At 71.5% G+C, this 17,514-nt stretch carries 15 protein-coding genes; 6 read left to right on the top strand and 9 right to left on the bottom strand.

Features of this window, described 5'->3' with window-relative positions; all coding sequences use genetic code 11:
- Positions 1 to 24: 24 nt before the first annotated feature.
- Positions 25 to 1,572 carry an acyl-CoA synthetase gene (locus tag IL992_RS07930; RefSeq protein ID WP_193202636.1) on the bottom strand — a complete coding sequence of 516 codons (1,548 nt, stop codon included), beginning with the start codon at positions 1,570 to 1,572 and terminating at the stop codon, positions 25 to 27.
- A gap of 209 nt (positions 1,573 to 1,781) precedes the next feature.
- Here IL992_RS07930 and IL992_RS07925 point away from each other — a divergent pair, with 209 nt between their 5' ends.
- The 3 genes from IL992_RS07925 (at position 1,782) to IL992_RS07915 (ending at position 4,836) form a co-directional block, all read left to right on the top strand.
- Complete coding sequence (locus IL992_RS07925) at positions 1,782 to 2,597, top strand: crotonase/enoyl-CoA hydratase family protein (RefSeq protein WP_319018416.1); 816 nt, start codon at positions 1,782 to 1,784, stop codon at positions 2,595 to 2,597.
- Positions 2,598 to 2,667: 70 nt separating this feature from the next.
- Positions 2,668 to 4,092, top strand: coding sequence for a serine hydrolase domain-containing protein (locus IL992_RS07920; RefSeq protein ID WP_226872471.1), 1,425 nt, complete (start codon positions 2,668 to 2,670; stop codon positions 4,090 to 4,092).
- Between the two features lie 15 nt (positions 4,093 to 4,107).
- Complete coding sequence (locus tag IL992_RS07915) at positions 4,108 to 4,836, top strand: MerR family transcriptional regulator (RefSeq protein ID WP_193202633.1); 729 nt, start codon at positions 4,108 to 4,110, stop codon at positions 4,834 to 4,836.
- A gap of 66 nt (positions 4,837 to 4,902) precedes the next feature.
- On the opposite strand, the gene IL992_RS07910 is transcribed toward IL992_RS07915, so the two are convergent.
- A complete protein-coding gene (locus tag IL992_RS07910; protein WP_193202632.1) occupies positions 4,903 to 6,099 on the bottom strand; it encodes a damage-control phosphatase ARMT1 family protein in 1,197 nt (398 codons plus the stop codon).
- Positions 6,100 to 6,198: 99 nt separating this feature from the next.
- On the bottom strand, positions 6,199 to 7,314 hold the full coding sequence (locus tag IL992_RS07905; RefSeq protein WP_193202631.1) for an NAD(P)H-dependent flavin oxidoreductase: 1,116 nt from the start codon (positions 7,312 to 7,314) through the stop codon (positions 6,199 to 6,201).
- Positions 7,315 to 7,575: 261 nt separating this feature from the next.
- On the opposite strand from IL992_RS07905, the gene IL992_RS07900 reads away from it, so the two are divergent.
- A complete protein-coding gene (locus tag IL992_RS07900) occupies positions 7,576 to 8,538 on the top strand; it encodes a LysR family transcriptional regulator (RefSeq protein WP_193202630.1) in 963 nt (320 codons plus the stop codon).
- A 122-nt stretch (positions 8,539 to 8,660) separates the two neighbouring features.
- Here IL992_RS07900 and IL992_RS07895 read toward each other — a convergent pair whose 3' ends face one another.
- Together IL992_RS07895 and IL992_RS07890 are read right to left on the bottom strand one after the other, a co-directional pair.
- Entirely contained in the window at positions 8,661 to 8,978 is a 318-nt protein-coding gene (locus IL992_RS07895; RefSeq protein ID WP_193202629.1) for a transcriptional regulator, read from the bottom strand.
- Positions 8,975 to 9,421, bottom strand: a complete 447-nt coding sequence (locus IL992_RS07890; protein WP_193202628.1) for a hypothetical protein — start codon at positions 9,419 to 9,421, stop codon at positions 8,975 to 8,977. Before IL992_RS07890 ends, IL992_RS07895 begins: the two co-directional genes overlap by 4 nt.
- Positions 9,422 to 9,710: 289 nt before the next feature.
- Here IL992_RS07890 and IL992_RS07885 point away from each other — a divergent pair, with 289 nt between their 5' ends.
- On the top strand, positions 9,711 to 10,832 hold the full coding sequence (locus tag IL992_RS07885) for a S1 family peptidase (protein WP_193202627.1): 1,122 nt from the start codon (positions 9,711 to 9,713) through the stop codon (positions 10,830 to 10,832).
- A gap of 44 nt (positions 10,833 to 10,876) precedes the next feature.
- Here IL992_RS07885 and IL992_RS07880 read toward each other — a convergent pair whose 3' ends face one another.
- From IL992_RS07880 to IL992_RS07865, 4 genes are read right to left on the bottom strand one after another with little or no spacing between them, the layout of a single operon-like run.
- Positions 10,877 to 11,626, bottom strand: coding sequence for a decaprenylphospho-beta-D-erythro-pentofuranosid-2-ulose 2-reductase (locus tag IL992_RS07880; RefSeq protein ID WP_193202626.1), 750 nt, complete (start codon positions 11,624 to 11,626; stop codon positions 10,877 to 10,879).
- A 10-nt stretch (positions 11,627 to 11,636) separates the two neighbouring features.
- Positions 11,637 to 12,989, bottom strand: a complete 1,353-nt coding sequence (locus IL992_RS07875) for an FAD-binding oxidoreductase (RefSeq protein ID WP_193202625.1) — start codon at positions 12,987 to 12,989, stop codon at positions 11,637 to 11,639.
- Positions 12,986 to 13,900 carry a decaprenyl-phosphate phosphoribosyltransferase gene (locus tag IL992_RS07870; protein ID WP_193202694.1) on the bottom strand — a complete coding sequence of 305 codons (915 nt, stop codon included), beginning with the start codon at positions 13,898 to 13,900 and terminating at the stop codon, positions 12,986 to 12,988. The genes IL992_RS07875 and IL992_RS07870 overlap by 4 nt, the downstream gene beginning before the upstream one ends.
- Positions 13,901 to 13,951: 51 nt before the next feature.
- Positions 13,952 to 14,881, bottom strand: a complete 930-nt coding sequence (locus IL992_RS07865) for a DUF3068 domain-containing protein (RefSeq protein WP_193202624.1) — start codon at positions 14,879 to 14,881, stop codon at positions 13,952 to 13,954.
- Between the two features lie 215 nt (positions 14,882 to 15,096).
- Here IL992_RS07865 and IL992_RS07860 point away from each other — a divergent pair, with 215 nt between their 5' ends.
- The gene (locus tag IL992_RS07860) at positions 15,097 to 16,335 is read left to right on the top strand and encodes an acyltransferase family protein (protein ID WP_319018414.1); all 1,239 of its coding nucleotides are present in this window, start codon (positions 15,097 to 15,099) and stop codon (positions 16,333 to 16,335) included.
- Positions 16,336 to 17,514: the final 1,179 nt, after the last annotated feature.

The raw sequence follows: 17,514 nt of genomic DNA, 5'->3' as shown, positions 1-17,514 counted from the left end.
GTCCCTTCAGATGGCACGGTCCCTTCAGATGGCACGGTCCCTGCCTTCCCAGTAGGGGGCGCGGAGCTTGCGCTTGAGCAGCTTGCCGTTCGGCTCGCGGGGCATCTCGTCGATGAACTGGATCATGCTCGGCCACTTCATGTGGGCCAGGCGGCCCTGCAGCGAAAGGACGATCTCCGCGGCCAGTTCCTGCCCGGGGACGGCGCCGGGCGCGGGCTCGATGACGGCCATGATGCGCTCGCCCCACTCGTCGTCCGGGATGCCGAACACGGCCACGTCGGCCACCTTCGGGTGGACCATGAGCTCCTTTTCGATCTCGGCCGGATAGATGTTGGCCCCACCGGAGATGATCATGTCGGCCTTGCGGTCGCAGAGGAACAGGAAGCCGTCCTCGTCCAGGTAGCCGATGTCGCCGACGGTGAAGTAATCGCGCAACCGGTTGGCCGCGGTCTTCTCCGGGTCGCCCTTGTACTCGAACGAGATGCCCATCTTCATGTAGACGGTGCCGGGCGTGCCCGGGGGCACCGGGGAGAGCTCGTCGTCCACGATCAGCAGCTCGCTGCCCGGCCAGGCCTTCCCGACCGTGCCCGGCCGCTTCTTCCAGTCCTCGGGAGTGGCGATCGTGCCGCCGCCCTCGGTGGCGGCGTAGTACTCGTAGATCACGTCGCCCCACCACTCCAGCATCTGCCACTTGACCGGCACCGGGCAGGGCGCGGCGGCGTGGATCATCCAGCGCAGCGACGACAGGTCGTAGGAGCGCCGCGTCTCCTCGGGCAGCGACAGCAGCCGCTTGAAGTGCGTCGGCACCAGGTGGGAGTTCGTCACGCGGTGGCGCTCGCACAGGCGCAGGGTCTCCTCCGCGTCCCACTTGTCCATGAAGACGAGCGTGTGCCCCATGTGCAGCGCCGTACCGGCGAACTGGGTGACCGCCGTGTGGTAGCTCGGCGAGGTGACCAGGTGGGCGTTCGGCCGGCCCGGCGTCACGCCGAACAGCCGCAGCAGCCCCGTCATCAGCTCGGCGGAGTCGTCGGGGTCGAGGCCGGTGAGCGCGCGCCGCACACCCTTCGGTCTGCCGGTGGTGCCCGAGGTGTAGTGCATGGTGGCCCCGGCCGTACGGTCGGGGGGCGTGGTGTCCGGCCTGCCCTCGGTCAGTTCGGCCACGGGCCGGAAGCCCTCGACCTCGCCGTACGCGAAGCACCGGTCGGCGGCGATTCCGGCCTCCTGTGCGCCCCTGACGGCCTCCGCGGCGTACCGCTCGTGGGCGAAGAACGCGGCGGCCTCGCTGTCGGCGACGATGTAGCCGATCTCGGGCCCGGTGAGGTGCCAGTTGACCGGCGTGTAGTACCACCCCGCCTGCAGGGCGGCGAGGTAGAGCACGAGGCCGTCCGCGCCGTTGGGCAGCAGGCCGCAGATGCCGTCGCCGGGCCGCAGGCCCAGCTCACGCAGGCCGTGGACCATGCGGTTGGCCCTGGCGAGCAGTTCGCCCGCGGGATGTTCCGTTCCGTCTGGATCGACCGCGGCGATCCACGCCGGGTCGGCCTGCGCCAGCCTCCAGAAACCGAGTGAGCCCATATGCCAGCTCCTTCAAGGCTCCGCGACCGGGCGTCCGCGGCGTGAGCGGCCCCGGAGTGAAGCACGCCGGCACGACGCTGACAAGACCTGGCAATGCGGAGCGACTCAGATGAGAATCGGTTCTAGTTCTTGCGGGCAGACTAACCCCACGCGCCATGTCTAACAAGCGCTTGATTGAATCACTGATGCCACCCAGCTGGAGGACACCTGTGGAGCTCCTGCCCATCAGCACCCCGCACTGCCGGATCGAGCGCGACGGCCACGTGGTGATCGTCACGATGGACCGGCCGGAGGCCAGGAACGCGCTCTCACAGGACATGCTGGTGGGACTCGCCGAGGCCTGGCGGTACATCTCGGACGAGCCGGAGGTGCGGGTCGGCATCCTCACCGGCGCGGGAGGCACGTTCTGCGCCGGGGCCGACCTCAAGGCCATGGGCACGCCGTCCGAGGACGAGCGGGTGCGCCGCAGGGCCGCCGAGATCCCCGACTACCACTGGAAGGGCCTGCTGCGCGATCCCGAGGCGCTGCCCGCCAAGCCCATCGTGTGCGCGGTCGAGGGGTACGCCGTGGCGGGCGGCACCGAACTGCTCGTCGGCACCGACCTGCGCGTCGTCGCCGAGAGCGCCACGCTCGGGCTGTTCGAGGCCCGGCGGGCGCTGTTCCCGATGGGCGGCAGCGCCGTACGGCTGCCGCGCCAGATCCCGTACGCCTTCGCCATGGACGTGCTGCTCACCGGCCGGGCGATCACGGCGGCGGAGGCGCTCGCGATGGGCATGGTCAACCGGGTCGTGCCGGACGGTCAGGCGCTCACGGCGGCCCGCGAGATCGCCGGCCAGGTGGCCGCCTGCGGGCCGCTGGCCGTCCAGGCGATCCTGCGCGCCTACCGCGAGACGCTGGGCATGCCGGAGGCCGAGGCGTTCAAGGTCTCCGACGCGATCGGCTGGCCCGTCATCGGCTCCGAGGACGCCAAAGAGGGCTCCCGCGCCTTCCGCGACAAGCGCCCGCCCGTCTACCAGGGGCGTTGACGCGCTCCCCTGCGGGCGCCCACGCCGCCTCTTGACCTTGCCCCAAGGTCAAGGTTCGACGATGCTCCGCATGAACGACAACGCGCTGCACACCGTCGAAGCCCAGATCCGCGAGCGGGTCGCCGCCTACTGCGAGTCCAACAACGTCCCCGGGTTCGTCGCCGGCGTCCACCACGCCGGCGAGCAGGTCGTCGTCGCCCACGGCACCGCGAACGCCGCCACAGGCGCCCCGATGCTCGAGGACACCGGATTCCTCTTCGGCTCTGTCACCAAGGTCCTGACCACCACGCTGGTCCTGCAGCAGGTCGACCGGGGACTGCTGGACCTCGACACGCCGGTGGTGAAGCACCTCCCCGACTTCGCCCTGACCGCGCAGGGCGCGGCGGACAAGATCCTGGTCCGGCACCTCATCTCACACACCAACGGCATCGACGCGGACCTGTTCTTCCCCGACGCCAAGGGTCGCGACGCTCTGAAGACCTACGTCCACCGCCTCGCGAGCGGCTGCGGCGCCCTGTTCGAACCCGGCGAGCGGCTCAGCTACTCCAACGGCGGCATGATCGTCGCGGGCCGCCTGCTGGAAGTGGTGACCGGCATGCCCTTCCCCGAGCTGCTCGAGCGCGACATCTACGCACCCGTCGGCATGAAGAACTCCAGCACCTCGGCCGAGCAGGCGATCCTTCGCAGCACAGCCATCGGTCACTTCCCCGGCCCCCGGACCATGGCGGCAAGGCCCACGGGCATGTTCATGCTGCCCGACACCTGGGGGCCGGCCGGCGGCACACCGATCGGCACCATCGCCGACCTGCTCGCCTTCGGGCGCACCCACCTCGCGGGCGGTCGGTCCCCATCGGGCGCACGTGTCCTGTCGGCCGAGTCGACCGCGCTGATGCAGCAGGTCTCGTACGACATGGCGACCCCGAACGTCCCGCCGATGGGCCTGGGCTGGGTGCGGTATCCGTTCGGCGACACGACCGTGCTCGCCATGTCGGGCGCGTCGCCCGGCGGTGTGTCCATCCTGTGCGTCGTACCCGAACACGACCTGGTCTTCGCCGCCTTCGGCAACACTCCGGGGGCGATCGTGCTGCACGACCAGATCCTGCAGCGGCTCCTGAGCGAGCATCTCGGCGTCCGGATCCCCACTCTGATCAGCGAATCGGTACAGGACGTCGACCTCACCCCCTATGTGGGCACCTACCGCTCCAATCAGCTCCGCATCGACGTCCGCATCGTCGAGGGTCAGCTCGAGGAGCGGACGACGTACGAACCGGCGGACGAATCACAGAAGCGGATCTTCACGGAGTTCGCCGGCGGCATGACCTCCGCCCCGCCGCAGCGCTACGTGCCGATCCGGCCCGGCCTTTTCGCACCCGCCGGATACCCACTGGAGACGTTCGACGGATACCTGCGACTGCTGCTCGTCTCCTACCATGACGTCCGCGACGGCCGAGCGCGTTTCCGCAACGGCGGCGGCCGCCTGACCCGACGGGCGTGACAGCCCGGTGGAAGGATGTCCAGCGTGATCACGATTGGCAGGCTCGCGGACTACGCCGGAGTGACTATCAAAGCCATCCGCCACTATCACGAGCGCGGTCTGCTCCCCGAGCCCGGCCGCGACTCGTCCGGCTACCGGCGCTACACCGCCGAAGACGCCGTCAACCTCCTCAAGATCAGAACTCTGGCTCAGGCGGGCGTGCCGCTGGCCCGCATCAAGGACCTCCTCGACGCCGACCCCGATGCGCTCACGGCGGCCATCGCCGAGATCGACCGCGACCTCCGAGGCCGCATCGCGCAGCTGCGGCAAGTCCGCGATCAACTCGCTCAGCTGCGCGGCGGTGACGGGCTCTTCGTTTCCCCCGAAGTCGCCGACTATCTCGACGACCTGCGCCGACTCGGCGTCAGCGAGCGTCAGATCCACCTGGAACGCGACGGCTGGATCCTCATGCAGACGGCCTCACTCGAGGACGCCGCCCTGTGGATCGCCGAGAAGCGCGAGCTCATGACCGACCCAGAGTTCCGCGCACTCTACCTCGAACACGACGCCGCCTACGACTGGCCGCCGAGCGATCCCCGCCTCCCCGCCCTCGCGGACCGTACACGGAACTGGTTCGCCAGGCATCGCAGCCGATCCGAGACCCGCCCCGTCCGCAACCCGGATATCGCCCGGTTGGCCGTGCGAACCCAGCCCGGAGCCTCATCCCCGGCCTGGGACCGGCTGACACAACTCATGGAAGGCTAGGCGCGTGTCCTGAGCCGGCGCCGGCGGATGGGAGGGCCGGAGCACGCGGACGGATCCGGCAGCCGTTCAGGAGCGGGCCTGGACCATGGCGTGGGTGCCGCCAGTACGCCAGGAGCTCGTGCGCGAGGGACGGCCGGTCGCGTCCAGTTCCGCCAGCGTCCGCTCGGGCACGCCGACGAGCGCGTCCGACTTCAGCGTGCGCAGCGCGACGACCGGCCCGGGGAAGTAGGCGGTGACCGCGGCGAACGGCGTGGTCGCCGGCCACATCCGGTCGCCGACGAGCCGCCGGTAGTTCAGGTCGCCCTTCATGAGGGTCAGGGAGGCCGACGCGAACTCCTCCCGCAGGTCGTCCGGCATGTCCGCGTAGGGCAGCGGAGCGCAGGCGAAGGGATGAGCCCGAAGCGTGAGACGTCCCTCCTCCATCGCGCCCCAGAGGCGGACGCCCGCCTCTCCGGCCCGGCCGGGGGCCGCGGCGAGCCGTCGCAGGCACGCGAGCACGTCGGCCGGGGTGGCGTCGGACACGAAGTACGGAAAGGGCTTCACGTGCAGGACGACCTCACCCGCGAGCCCGCGGGCGAGGAGATGGTCGGCCAGCACCAGATCGGGCAGCAGTTCCCGCCCCGCGTTGTCGGCGACCAGGCAGATCCTTCCCGGCGCGGCGGCCTGGAGCAGCGACCACAGCAGCGGGCGGTCGTCCACCACCAGGTCCGCCGCCCTCTCGTGGTCGCCCTTGAGGGTGACGCCGAAGGACAGGTCGGCGCGGTTGCCCCAGAGCGAGCCGAGCAGCAGCGCCTCGGCCCGCTCCCCCGGGGGAAGCGTCGCCGTCTCGTCGAGCGCCGCCAGCTCCCCGTCCACGACCGGGCCGTCGAGTTCGGCCTGCTTCATGGGGCCGAACGGATCGACCCCGCGCCACGGGCCGTCCCCGAAGTATCCGGTGGCCTCGAGCAGCTTCCGGTAGAAGTAGCTCTCACCCCACAGGAACGGCACGTCGACATAGCGGCCGCCGATCTTGCCGCGTCCCCACTCGGCCCAGGCCGCGCCGTCGTGCGCCGACGGCTCCAGCGGCTCCATGACGTCGCGTACGACCTCGTCGAGCAGCCGGTCGAGCGCGCGCCGCCGGTCAGGCGGGTACGGCAGCGCCCGCGCGACCCGGCGGACGAGAACGGGGTGTCGCTCCCTGAAGACGCTCAGGGCGTACGAGCCGGGGACGTTCCCCATGATCGGCGGGGCGTCCGCCACGGTCTCGTCACGGGCACCACTCATCCCCGGCATCCTCCCTCGGCTCGCAGGACCGCACCGCCAGTAAACCGCAGCGGCCGAGCGACCGAGGGAGGAGGGGCTGGGCGGGCGGCGACCGCGGCCTTACTCGTCCCGGGTGATGCGGCCGAGGCGCTCCATGGCCTCGATGTACTCCTCCACCATCTCGAAGACGACCTGTCTGGCCGGCTTGACCTGGTTCATCGCGCCGATGATCTGACCGGCGGGGAACGTGGCCAGCTCGGTCGCGTCCGACCTGCCGATCCGCCGCAGCGCGTCGGAGATCAGCATGAACTGCAGCGGCATCGGCAGCGTGCCGGGCGACTCGGCCGACTCCCACGCGTCGGTCCACTCGTTCTTCAGCAGGCGGGCGGGCTTTCCGGTCCAGCTCCGCGACCTGACCGTGTCGCGGGAGGTGGCCGCGATGATGCGCTGCCGCACGGTCTCGGAGGTGTCGGCCTCCTCCACGGCCAGCCAGATCGAGCCGGTCCAGACGCCTTCGGCGCCGAGCGCCATCCCCGCGGCCATCTGGCGGCCGGAGCCGATGCCGCCCGCGGCCAGGACCGGCACGTCCACCGCGTCCACCACCTGGGGGATCAGCACCATCGTGGAGATCTCACCGGTGTGGCCGCCCGCCTCGGTGCCCTGCGCCACGACGACGTCCACGCCGACCTCGACCTGCTTGATGGCGTGCCGAGGCGTGGAGGCGAGCGCGGCCACCTTCACGCCCTTCGCGTGCGCCTGCTGCACGACGTCGGCGGGCGGCGGGCCGAGGGCGTTGGCGAGCAGCGCGATGGGGTGCCGCAGCGCGACCTCGACCTGCGGCCGGGCCGTCGCGTCGGTCCAGCCGAGCAGCACCTTGCCGGAGTCGGAGCCGTCCAGCGGCGGCACGCCGTGGCGGGCCAGCAGGTCCTCCACGAAGGCCCGGTGCCCCTGCGGGATCATCCCCTGCAGCCGCGCCACCAGTTCGGCCGGGGAGTCCACGTCGAGGTCCGCGCCCTCGTAGGAGGCGGGCATCACCACGTCCACGCCGTACGGACGGCCGTCCACGTGGTCGTCGATCCACTTCAGCTCGATCTCGAGCTCTTCGGGGGTGAAGTACAGGGCGCCGAGCACCCCCATGCCACCGGCGCGGCTGACCGCGGCGACGACGTCCCGGCAGTGGCTGAAGGCGAAGATGGGGAACTCGATACCGAACATGTCGGTGACACGTGTCCGCATGCCTCGAACGTACGACGCCCTTCATCGAACTGCAACGCGTTCTAGTAAGCCGCCCTGGACAGCTTCCTACCAGCCGGTAACTAGTCGGCCGAGGAGGCGGCCGAGACCCATGCGAGAACACGTTCCACGCGGCCGTAGCCTCCCTGCGACGCAGCTCACGGACATCAATGCGTCACAGCGGTGGCGAGAGCTCACGGTTAAAGTCAGATTTCATGACAATGCGGGATTGCGGCCATACCACGGGGGTCGTACCTTCCCCCTATGGATCTGGAGATCCGCCACCTCAGAATCGTGCACGCGGTCGCCGAAGCCGGAAGCGTCACGAAAGCGGCCACCCGGCTCGGCCTCGCCCAACCGTCGCTCACCGCTCAGCTCAAGCGCATCGAGCGCTCACTCGGGGGTCCGCTGTTCGAACGCGACCGCAACGGCGCCCGTCCCACTCCTCTCGGCGAGATGGTGCTGTCCCGTGCCCGGGTGCTGCTGCCCGCCGTACGGGACCTCCAAGAGGACGCGGTGCGGTTCGCCAACACCTCCGTCAAACTGCCCGGCTATCGCATCGGCGCGACGAACGGGCCCATACTCGGCGGGCTCGTCGAGCGTCTGACCGCCGACCAGCCGGGCATTCCGGTCACCACCCGCACCTCATGGTCGGCCGGTGAGCTGACCGCGCTCGCGGTGGCCGGCCGGCTCGACTTCGTGCTGCTCGGGACGTGCGGTGACAGCCCGCCTCCCCCGGCCGAGGCGATGAACTGGACCACGGTCGGCACCGACCCGGTCTTCGTGCTCCTGTCCGAGGACCACCCCCTCGCGGGGGAGAAGGAACTCGAGCTGTCCAGCCTCGCCGACGAACACTGGACGGTCGCCCCCGGCGACGGCTGTTTCGCCGACTGCTTCGCCGCCGCCTGCGCGCGGGCCGGGTTCGTCCCCGAGTCCATCTACGAGACGGACGTGGGGACCTGCCTGCACCTGGTCGGGGTGGGCAAGGCGGTCGCCCTGTGCCAGGCCACCTTCCGGCTCACCGCCGGGCTCGTCATGATGCCGCTGGCCGGGGCGCCGCTGCGGTGGCGGCACCTGCTCGGCTGGCACGCCGACTCGATCGGCGCGCGGGCCGCCGCCCCCGTCGTCGCCGCCCACGCCCGGGCCGCGTACGCCGACGCGGTGCGGCGCAGCGCCCGTTACGCCGACTGGCTCGTCACCAACCCCGAATACGGCACCGTTCCCTGACATCGCGACGGCGGCGGGCCACCCCACCCGCCGCCGCGGCATGGTTTCCTTCCTTGGCGTCCACGATGAGCCGTCGCCGGTCCCGGCAGCTGCCTGTGCTCGCCGAGGCCCGGCAGAGGTGATCAATCCTGCTCCTGCGGGTCGCCGACGATGACGCGCAGGGCCGCGACATGTGCGTGATAGGCAGCGCGCCCCGCCTTCGTCAGGGACAACCACACCCGCTGGCGGGTGTCGCGCACGGCCTTGGTCTGCTCGACGTACCCGGCCTCCATCAACACGCCGACGTGCTTGCTCAGCACCGAGGCACTGACCTGCAGCCACTGTTGCACCATGCCGAACTCGACCTTCTCCGCCGGCTCCAGCAGGGCGCAGATCCGCAAGCGGTTGGGCGCGTGGATGATGGCGTCGAAGCCGTCGTCGGCCCCGCCTGTGGCCTTCATGCCGATGCCCGCGCCCGCCGGTTGTGGAGGATGCCGTAGACGATCGTCCAGCATGCGCCTGTCACGGCGGCGATCAGCCAGGCTGTCGAGCCCCACCGTTCGTCAAGGAGCTCGCCGGCGAGCCAGAGCACGGCCAGCGGCGCCGCGAGGACCAGTTGCTGGCCTAGCGTGAGTTCCCTCGGCGCGACGCCGGACCGGTCGACCTGCCTGTTGTAGATGCGCTCGGTCACCAGATAGCCGACAACCAGGGCGGCGATCAACGCCAGGCCGACGATCTCATGCAGCGCCTGGAGGAGCAGGACTCCCCCCACCAGCAGACCGAGCGTGGGGAAGAACCATGCGGGAATTGGCGTGTATCCGGCGGAACGGGCCTGCTGGGCGGTCTTCAGCGCGGCAGCGGCCTCGACGGGGGAGGGACGCGGGGAGTCCTTTGGTGTTTCCATGTTGGAAAGAATCGCCCAGACTTTCCAACCTGTCAACAGTAGACTTTCCGGGATGGAAACCCTGAGGGCGTTCGCCGGTCGCGGGCGTCCGGCTCCCCGCTCACACCTGATGCGCCTCTCGGTCGCCGCGCTCGCGCGCCCGGAGGTTCGGGGGCGGTTATTTCCGGGCCAGCGAATCCCCAGACGAGGGCGGTTCCATAACTCGGTGGTAGGGGCGAATTGATAGATCCACCTGAAAGCGGAGGTCGGTTACGTTGACGGCACCCCCCAAAGACAAGGAGAGCCCCACATGCTCCACAGACGCACCGTACTCGCCGGATGCGCTCTGGCCGTCACGGCCCTCGCCACGGTCGCCACCCCCGCCATGGCCGAGCCGAACAACTCTCCCGCCTCCTCCGCCGTCAAGCCCCCGCCCGCGATGGTGGACGCCATGCAGCGCGACCTCGGGCTCACCCCCGCCCAGGTCGACGCCCGCCTGGCCAACGAGGCGAAGGCCATGTCCACCGACGCCAAGGTTCGCGCCGCGATCGGTGACGCCTACGCCGGCTCCTGGGTCTCCGGCGCCACCTCCGAGAGCTTCATCGTCGCCACCTCCGACGCCTCGAAGGCAGGCGCGGTGCTGGCCGCCGGCGCGCAGCCGAAGATCGTCAGCCGCAACCTCGCCGCGCTCGACTCCGCCGAGGCCGCGCTGGACCGGGCCGCCGCCAACGCGCCCGCGTCCACGTCCGTCTGGTACGTGGACGTGCGCAGCAACAGCGTCGTCGTGCTGTCCTCCAACACGGCCGAGGCCGAGGCGTTCGTGGCCGCGAGCGGCGCCGACAAGTCGGCCGTACGCGTCGAGCAGTCCAACGAGCAGCCGCAGACCTTCTACAACCTCCAGGGCGGCGACGCGTACTACATCAACAGCTCCGCCCGCTGCTCCATCGGCTTCTCGGTGCGCAGGGGCAGCACGCCCGGCTTCGTCAGCGCCGGCCACTGCGGCCGCGCCGGCAACACCACGACCGGCTACAACCGGGTCGCGCAGGGCACCTTCCAGGGCTCCTCGTTCCCCGGCAACGACTACTCCTGGGTCGCGGTCAACAGCAACTGGACGCCCACGAACATCGTGTCGTACGGCAACGCGAGGGTGAGCGGCTCCAGCGTCGCCGCCGTCGGCTCCTCGATCTGCCGGGCCGGCTCGACCACCGGCTGGCACTGCGGCACCGTCCAGCAGCTCAACGCCAGCGTCCGCTACTCGCAGGGCACGGTCAGCGGCCTGACTCGGACCAACGTCTGCGCCGAGCCCGGCGACTCCGGCGGCTCGTTCATCTCGGGCAGCCAGGCCCAGGGCATGACCTCCGGCGGCACCACCTACTTCCAGCCCGTCAACGAGGCCCTGTCGGTCTACGGACTGACGCTCGTCACCAGCTGATCCCAGCCGATCGCGGGAGGCTCCCCCGCCGGCCCGTCACCGGGTCAGCGGGGGAGCCTTCGCCATACGGGCCGGGGCAGCAGGCGCATGACGGCGAACGCGAGCCGCAGCCGCGCGGGGACCCACACGGTCACCTTCCGCGTGCCCAGGGCCTCCACGACCGCGTCCGCGACCTCGGCCGCCCTCACCGACATCGGGGCGGGGGTCATCCCCCGCGTCATCCGGCCGATCACGAACCCCGGCCGGACGACCACGACCCGGGCCCCGGAACCGTGCAGCGCGTCGGCCAGCCCCTGGGCGAAGCCGTCCAGCCCGGCCTTGGCCGAGCCGTACACGAAGTTGGCCTTCCGCACCCGCACCCCGGCCACCGACGACAGCACCACGAGCGTGCCGTGACCCTGCTCGCGCAGCCGCCGTGCGGCGGCCAGGCCGATCGAGACGTGGCCGCCGAAGTTGACCGCGACGTCGCGGGCGGCGGCCACCGGGTCGGCGTCGTAGACCGCCTGGCTGCCGAGCACGCCGAACGCCGGGATCACCACGTCGAGGTCGCCGACCTTGGCGGCGGCCTCCTCGATCAGGGCGGCGTGCGTCTCCGGGCGGGCGGCGTCGAAGTCCAGCACGTGGACCTCGGCCCCGAGCCGTTCCAGACCGTCCACCGGCGCGGTCCCACCACGCACGGCGAGCACGACCCGGCGGGCGCCCCGCCGAACCAGCCGCTCCACGATCGCGAGGCCGATCTCGCTGCGCCCGCCGAGCAGCAGGACGGTGTCGACCGAGCCCAGCGCGTTTCTCATCGCCACTCCTTCAGCACAGGCGCAGCCTACGGGCGAGGTCGGAGACGAAGACGCCGTCCGGGTCGGCCCGGCGCCGGATCTCCCGCCATTCCCCCAGCCGCGGATAGGTCGCGGCCATGGTGGCGGCCGACATCCGGGAGTCCTTGGCCAGGTAGAGGCGGCCCCCGGCCTCCGCGACCCAGCCGTCGAACTCGGTCAGCATCGCGGCCAGCCCGCTCTGCCCGGCCGGGATGTCCAGGGCCAGCGTCCAGCCCGGCATCGGGAACGACAGCATGCCGGGCGTCCCCGCCCCGAACCTCTTCAGCACGGTCAGGAACGACACGACCCCCGCGCCGGACAGCCGCTCGACCACCCGGCGCAGCGTGTCCTCCGCCCCGAGCGGCACCACGAACTGGTACTGCACGAAGCCGCGCGGGCCGTACATCCGATTCCAGCCGGCCACGCCGTCGAGGGGGTGGAAGAACGGCGCGATGCCCTGGACGATCCGGCGCGGGGTGGCGGGAGCCTTGCCGTACCAGGCGGCGTTGAAGGCCCGCACCGTGGCCCGGTTGAGCAGGCCGCCGGGCGCCCAGGGCGGGGCGGATAGCAGGGGGCGCGGCGCGAAGGCGAGCGGGTTCCCGCGCGCGCGGGCGGGCAGGTCGCCGGGCGCGGCGTGGTCGCCGCGGGTGAGCACGCCTCGGCCCATCCGCCCGCCCCGCGCGAGCAGGTCGATCCACGCGACCGTGTAGCGGTGGCCGTCGTCGGTCGCGGCCATCGTCTCCAGGGTCTGGTCGAGGTCGCGGGTGCGCTGGACGTCCACCCGCATCCACGCCGACTCGATCGGCACGCACTGGAACGTCGCCTCGACGATGACGCCGGTCAGCCCCATGCCGCCCACGGTGGCCCAGAACAGGTCGTCGCCCGGTTCGAGCGTACGCACGCTTCCGTCGGCGGTGAGCAGGCGCAGCGAGCGCAGGTGGGCACCGAAGGAGGAGTCCACGTGGTGGTTCTTGCCGTGCACGTCGGCCGCGACGGCCCCGCCGACCGTGACGTACCGGGTGCCGGGGGTCACCGGCACGAACCAGCCGCGCGGGACGAGCGCGGCCATGAGGTCGTGCAGGCTGACCCCCGCCGACGCGGTGACGAGCCCCCCGGAGTCCAAGCGCCACGGGCCCAGGCTCCACGACGGTTCCAGCGCCGTGCAGTCGAGCACGAGTCCGCCCGCGTTCTGCGCGGCGTCGCCGTACGCGCGGCCGAGACCGCGGGCCACGGCCCCTCGACTGCCCGCCTTCGCCAGCAGCGCGGCGGCCTCCTCGGCGGTGCGCGGGCGGGCCAGCGTCGCGCGCGTGGGCGCGGTGCGCCCCCATCCCGTCAGCAGTGTCATGCCAGTTGGATACCGCACGCCAGCAGGATCAGCATCAGCGCGAGGAAGACCTGGAGCGGCCGGTCGCGCAGCACCAGCTCCTCGGGCTCCTCCCCCACCCCGCGGTCGACCAGCAGCGCGTGCCGCAGCACGACCAGCACGAACGGCACGATGCTGAGCGCGCAGAACGCCTTGGCAGGCCCGGTGTGCTCCTGGAGCGCCCACAGGCAGTAGGTGACGATCATCGCCCCCGAGGCCATGACGCGCACGTGGCCGAGGTAGCTCGCCGTGTACGTCTCCAGCGTGGCCCGGGCGAACTCGCCGTCCCCGGGCCTGGCCCGGAGTTCGGCCTCCCGCTTGCCGGCCACCAGCAGCAGCGAGCCGAGCGAGACGACGACCAGGAACCAGCTCGTCACCGGCACGGACACGGCGACCGCCCCCGCGTACGCGCGCACGACGTGGCAGCCGGCCACGGCGACCAGGTCCACCACGGGCTGATGCTTGAGCCAGAGGGTGTAGGAGAAGGTGAGCGCCAGATAGGCGGCGACGACGGCGGCGAGCGGCCACCCGCCCGCGAGCCCGGCGAGCAGGCCGGCCGCCAGCAGCACCGCGCCCGCGGTTCGCGCGAGCCGTACGGACACGATGCCCGCCGCGATCGGGCGCAGCCGCTTGCGGGGGTGGCGCCGGTCGGCGGCCACGTCGGCCGCGTCGTTGAAGAGGTAAGCTCCCCCGGCGGCCAGGCAGAAGGCGGCGAACGCGACGAGCGAGCCGCGCAGTCCCGCCCCGGTGGTCAGCACACCGGCGGCGGCCGGAGCGGCGAAGACGAGCGCGTTCTTGAGCCACTGCCGAGGCCGGCAGGCCCGCAGCAGCCCCGCCGCGCGCGAGCGCCGGGAGGGCGTGCCCGCCGGAGGCGTCGCCACCGGCGGGCGCATCGGCGGGTTCAGCGCGCTGTCCCGCTTCACGAGTCGGCCGGCTTTCCCTGGTCAGTCCACGCGGCCCGGCCGCAGCAGCAGCCACACCCCGACGACGGCGAACGCGAGCCCGAGGATGAGCGCCACCAGCGGCAGCGTCGTCTTGATCAGCGTGATCTGGGCCATGTTGTCGCGGGCCGTCTGGACGAGCTCGCCGACGGTCTGCGGCGTGAACGAGGCGGTGGCGATGAGGGCGGGCATGCGCTCGACGCCGTCGGCCGTCTTCAGCACCTCGTGGCGCTGCTGCTCCTGCTTGACCGGGACGCCGGTGGTCGGCTCGACCCAGAAGGTGTTCACGCCGTCGTAGACGCGGTCGACCTGGATGTCGCCCTTGCCTTTCATGCCGAGCACGGAGGCGGGCGCGCTGAGCTTCTCGATGGGCGTCGGCGGGATCTTCTGCACGAACCGGTAGACCGGCAGGCCGTTGACCGTGTCCTCGCCGTCGAACGTCGCGTCGTACGCCTTACGGGTGTCGGTGTTGAACACCTGGTAGGTCTTCTTCTCGACGCCGAACGGGAACAGGAAGATCTGACCCTGCAACTGCACCGGCTGCGCTCCGGACCCGCTGTTCACGCTCGTGCCGCAGCAGGTGACGCCCTGGCCGTTGAATTTGTTGAACGCGCTGCGGAACTGCGTCATGGAGATCTGCGGATTGTTGTTGGTCACGTCGTTGGCGTTGGTGAACTGGTCCCACACGACGTGGTCGTCCTTGGCCTCCTTGACGTCACCCCTGGTCGTGACCGTGATGTCGAGGGTGCCGGTGAGGACTTTCAGATCCCGCTTGCTGAAGTACTGCGCGTTCTCGGCGGTCAGCCGCGTGATGCTGTACTGGTTCGCCGGCGCCTGCACGAGTTTGTCCGCGACCTGGAACCTCAGCAGCGGCGCGAGAACGACAAGGAACGCCCCGAGTCCTACGAGGACCACTCCCAATCCGCGGCGCATCGCTCCTCCTGGGGCAGGCCAGTTACTGCCTATTTGTCCTGAAACACGTTCCTATTTCGCTGTATGTTAGACGGGGCAGTGACCGACGTCACGAGGGATGCGGAAAAGTGACCGAAACAGGTTCTAGCTCGACGGCGACTCGTGACATGTTACCGGCCGGTTCGCAACCCGTTCGTGACACACCCGTGCTTTCCGGTCACGTCCCCTCCGGACATGTGGACGCCCTCGACGGCGTGCGGGCGCTGGCGGCCGTCGCCGTCCTCGTCTTCCACGTCGCGATCGAGTCCGCGGCGGCGCTGCGGGACAACTTCTTCAGCAGTCTGCTCGCCCGGGGGGACGTCGCGGTCCCCATCTTCTTCGCGCTGTCCGGGCTGCTCCTCTACCGGCCCTACGCGCGCGCCGCGTTGCTCGGGGAGCGTGCCCCGGACACCCGCGTCTACCTGATCAAGCGCGCCCTGCGCATCCTCCCGGCGTACTGGCTGGTCGTGATCGTGGCCATGGTGCTGTGGGCCGGACCGCACCTCGGCGACGTCAAGACGTGGCTGCAACTGCTGCTGCTCGGCCAGACCTACGAGATCCACCCCTGGTGGTTCGGCCTCGGGCCGCGCGGGCTCGCCCAGATGTGGAGCCTGTGCGTCGAGGCCGCCTTCTACGTGCTGCTGCCGCTGGTCGCCGCCGCGCTCGCGGCGTACGCCCGGCGCGGCGACCCCGGTCTCGACATCCGCGCGCGGCGGCTGCTGGCCGGCGTCGCCGTGCTCGCCGCCTCGTCGTTCGCGTGGGCGCTGCTCACCTACTTCCCCGTCTACCGGCCCTACCTGAACACCTGGCTCCCCCGGGCCTGGGTGTTCTTCGCGGTCGGCATGGCGCTGGCCGTCGTCTCCGAGTGGGCGCGGGAGGAACGCGATCCCGAGGGCCCGGCGCACCGGTTCGTCCGGGCCGTGGGCGCGTCGGCGGGCTCGTTCCTGCTCGTCGCCGCCCTCGCGTACGCCGTGGCGGCCTCGCCGCTGACCGGCACGCGCTTCAGCGGCGTGGACGGCGTCTGGGCCGACCTGTCGGAGCTGGCCCTGTACGCCACCGTGGCGGCCGGGCTGGTGACCCCGGCCGCGCTGCTGCCGGCCGAGGGCTCGCCGTACGGCCGCTTCCTGAGCAGCCGGGTGATGCGCTTCCTCGGCCGGGTGTCCTACGGCGTGTTCCTGTGGCAGTTCGTGGCCCTCTATCTCTGGTACGACTTCACCGAGCAGCAGGCGTGGAGCGGCAACTTCGCCGGCAACCTGGTCGTGGTCGGCGCGCTCACGCTGCTGCTCGCCACGCTCACCCACCGCTTCGTCGAGGAGCCGGCGAGGCGCCTCGCCCGCTTGGCGACCTCTTCGCGGAAGGGGACGCCGAAGGCGAGGGCGACGGAGACGGGGACGCAGACGGAGACGGAGACGGCGGCGGTGTCGCCGCGGCCGTAGGGGCGGGCGCACCGGGCACGGGGTCGCCGTAGGCGAAGCCCTTCAGGCAGACCGCCGCCGGGTCGTCCAGCCGGATCAGCAGCCCCTTGCCGATGGCCGTGACGGGAAACTGCACCAGCGCGCCGCCGGATCCGGTGGCGTGGAACCGCAGTTGCCCCCGCTGCCCGCTCATCTCGTAGCTGCCGGTGCCGGCGCGCTTGGCGGTGTAGGCCAGCCCGGCGACCGGCCCCGGCCCGCCGAAGGACACGACGTCGGGAAAGAAGATCGCGTCGCCGAGGAGCGGGAAGCACGGGCGGTCCCCCGGCGGCACCACCCCGATCGACGCCTTCACCTCGGCCGGAGCGAGCCTGCCCTTGTCGTCGAAGACGAGCGCGTGCTCCGACGGTTCGGGCACGCGCATCCGGGCACGCAGCGCAGGGCGCGCGAGCGGGGCCAGCAGATGGTGGCTGAGCCTGCGGTTGCCGTTCCACGGCAGCACGATGTCCTCGGGGAGCGGGCTGGAGTAGATCACGGCCGTGTCGGGCGCCGTGGCGAGGGAGGCCCGTACGGCGGCCAGGTAGGCCCGCACCCGGTCCCCCGACAGCGTGTCACGGTAGTTCTGGATCGACACGATCGACATCGCGAGGTAGGCGCCCGCGAGGAGCCCCGCCGCCGTCGGCAGCCCGCTCCCGGCGGGCACCGGCCGCCGGTAGGGCTCGGTCTCGTCCCGCAGGGGCAGCAGCGCGAGCCCCAGGCAGACCGCGAGCACGATCGCGGCGTCCGCGACGTAGCGGGTCTCGGAACCGACGACCTGGGTGAGCCCGGTGCCCCGCGCGATCGCCGTGGGCACGCCGTCCGCGGCCACCAGATAGCCCGCCAGGATCAGCCAGGCGCGCGCGGCCCGCCGCCGCCACAGCACGGTGGCGACCACGAGGGCGGCGAGCACGGCCCATCCGGCGGCCACCAGCAGCGGGCTGGGATCGGCCAGCCCGCCGTTGGGCAGCACCGGGCCCCACGACAGCGGCCCGCCCACCACCCCGGCCGGGAAGACCTGACCGAGCAGGCGGCCCAGCAGGTCCGCCGCGTTGCCCGGCGCCGGGACGGCCGCGCCCTCGCCCGGCGCGGTGCCGCGGCGGGCCAGGTACAGCGCCGCGTATCCGCCCATCAGCAGCACGTACGAGCCCCACAGGCGCCAGTGGG

Origin of the sequence: Microbispora sitophila, assembly GCF_014892245.1 — a bacterium.
GTDB lineage: Bacteria > Actinomycetota > Actinomycetes > Streptosporangiales > Streptosporangiaceae > Microbispora > Microbispora siamensis.
The sequence above is the reverse complement of the archived record's forward strand: the minus strand, read 5'-3'. Positions and strand labels throughout refer to the sequence as shown.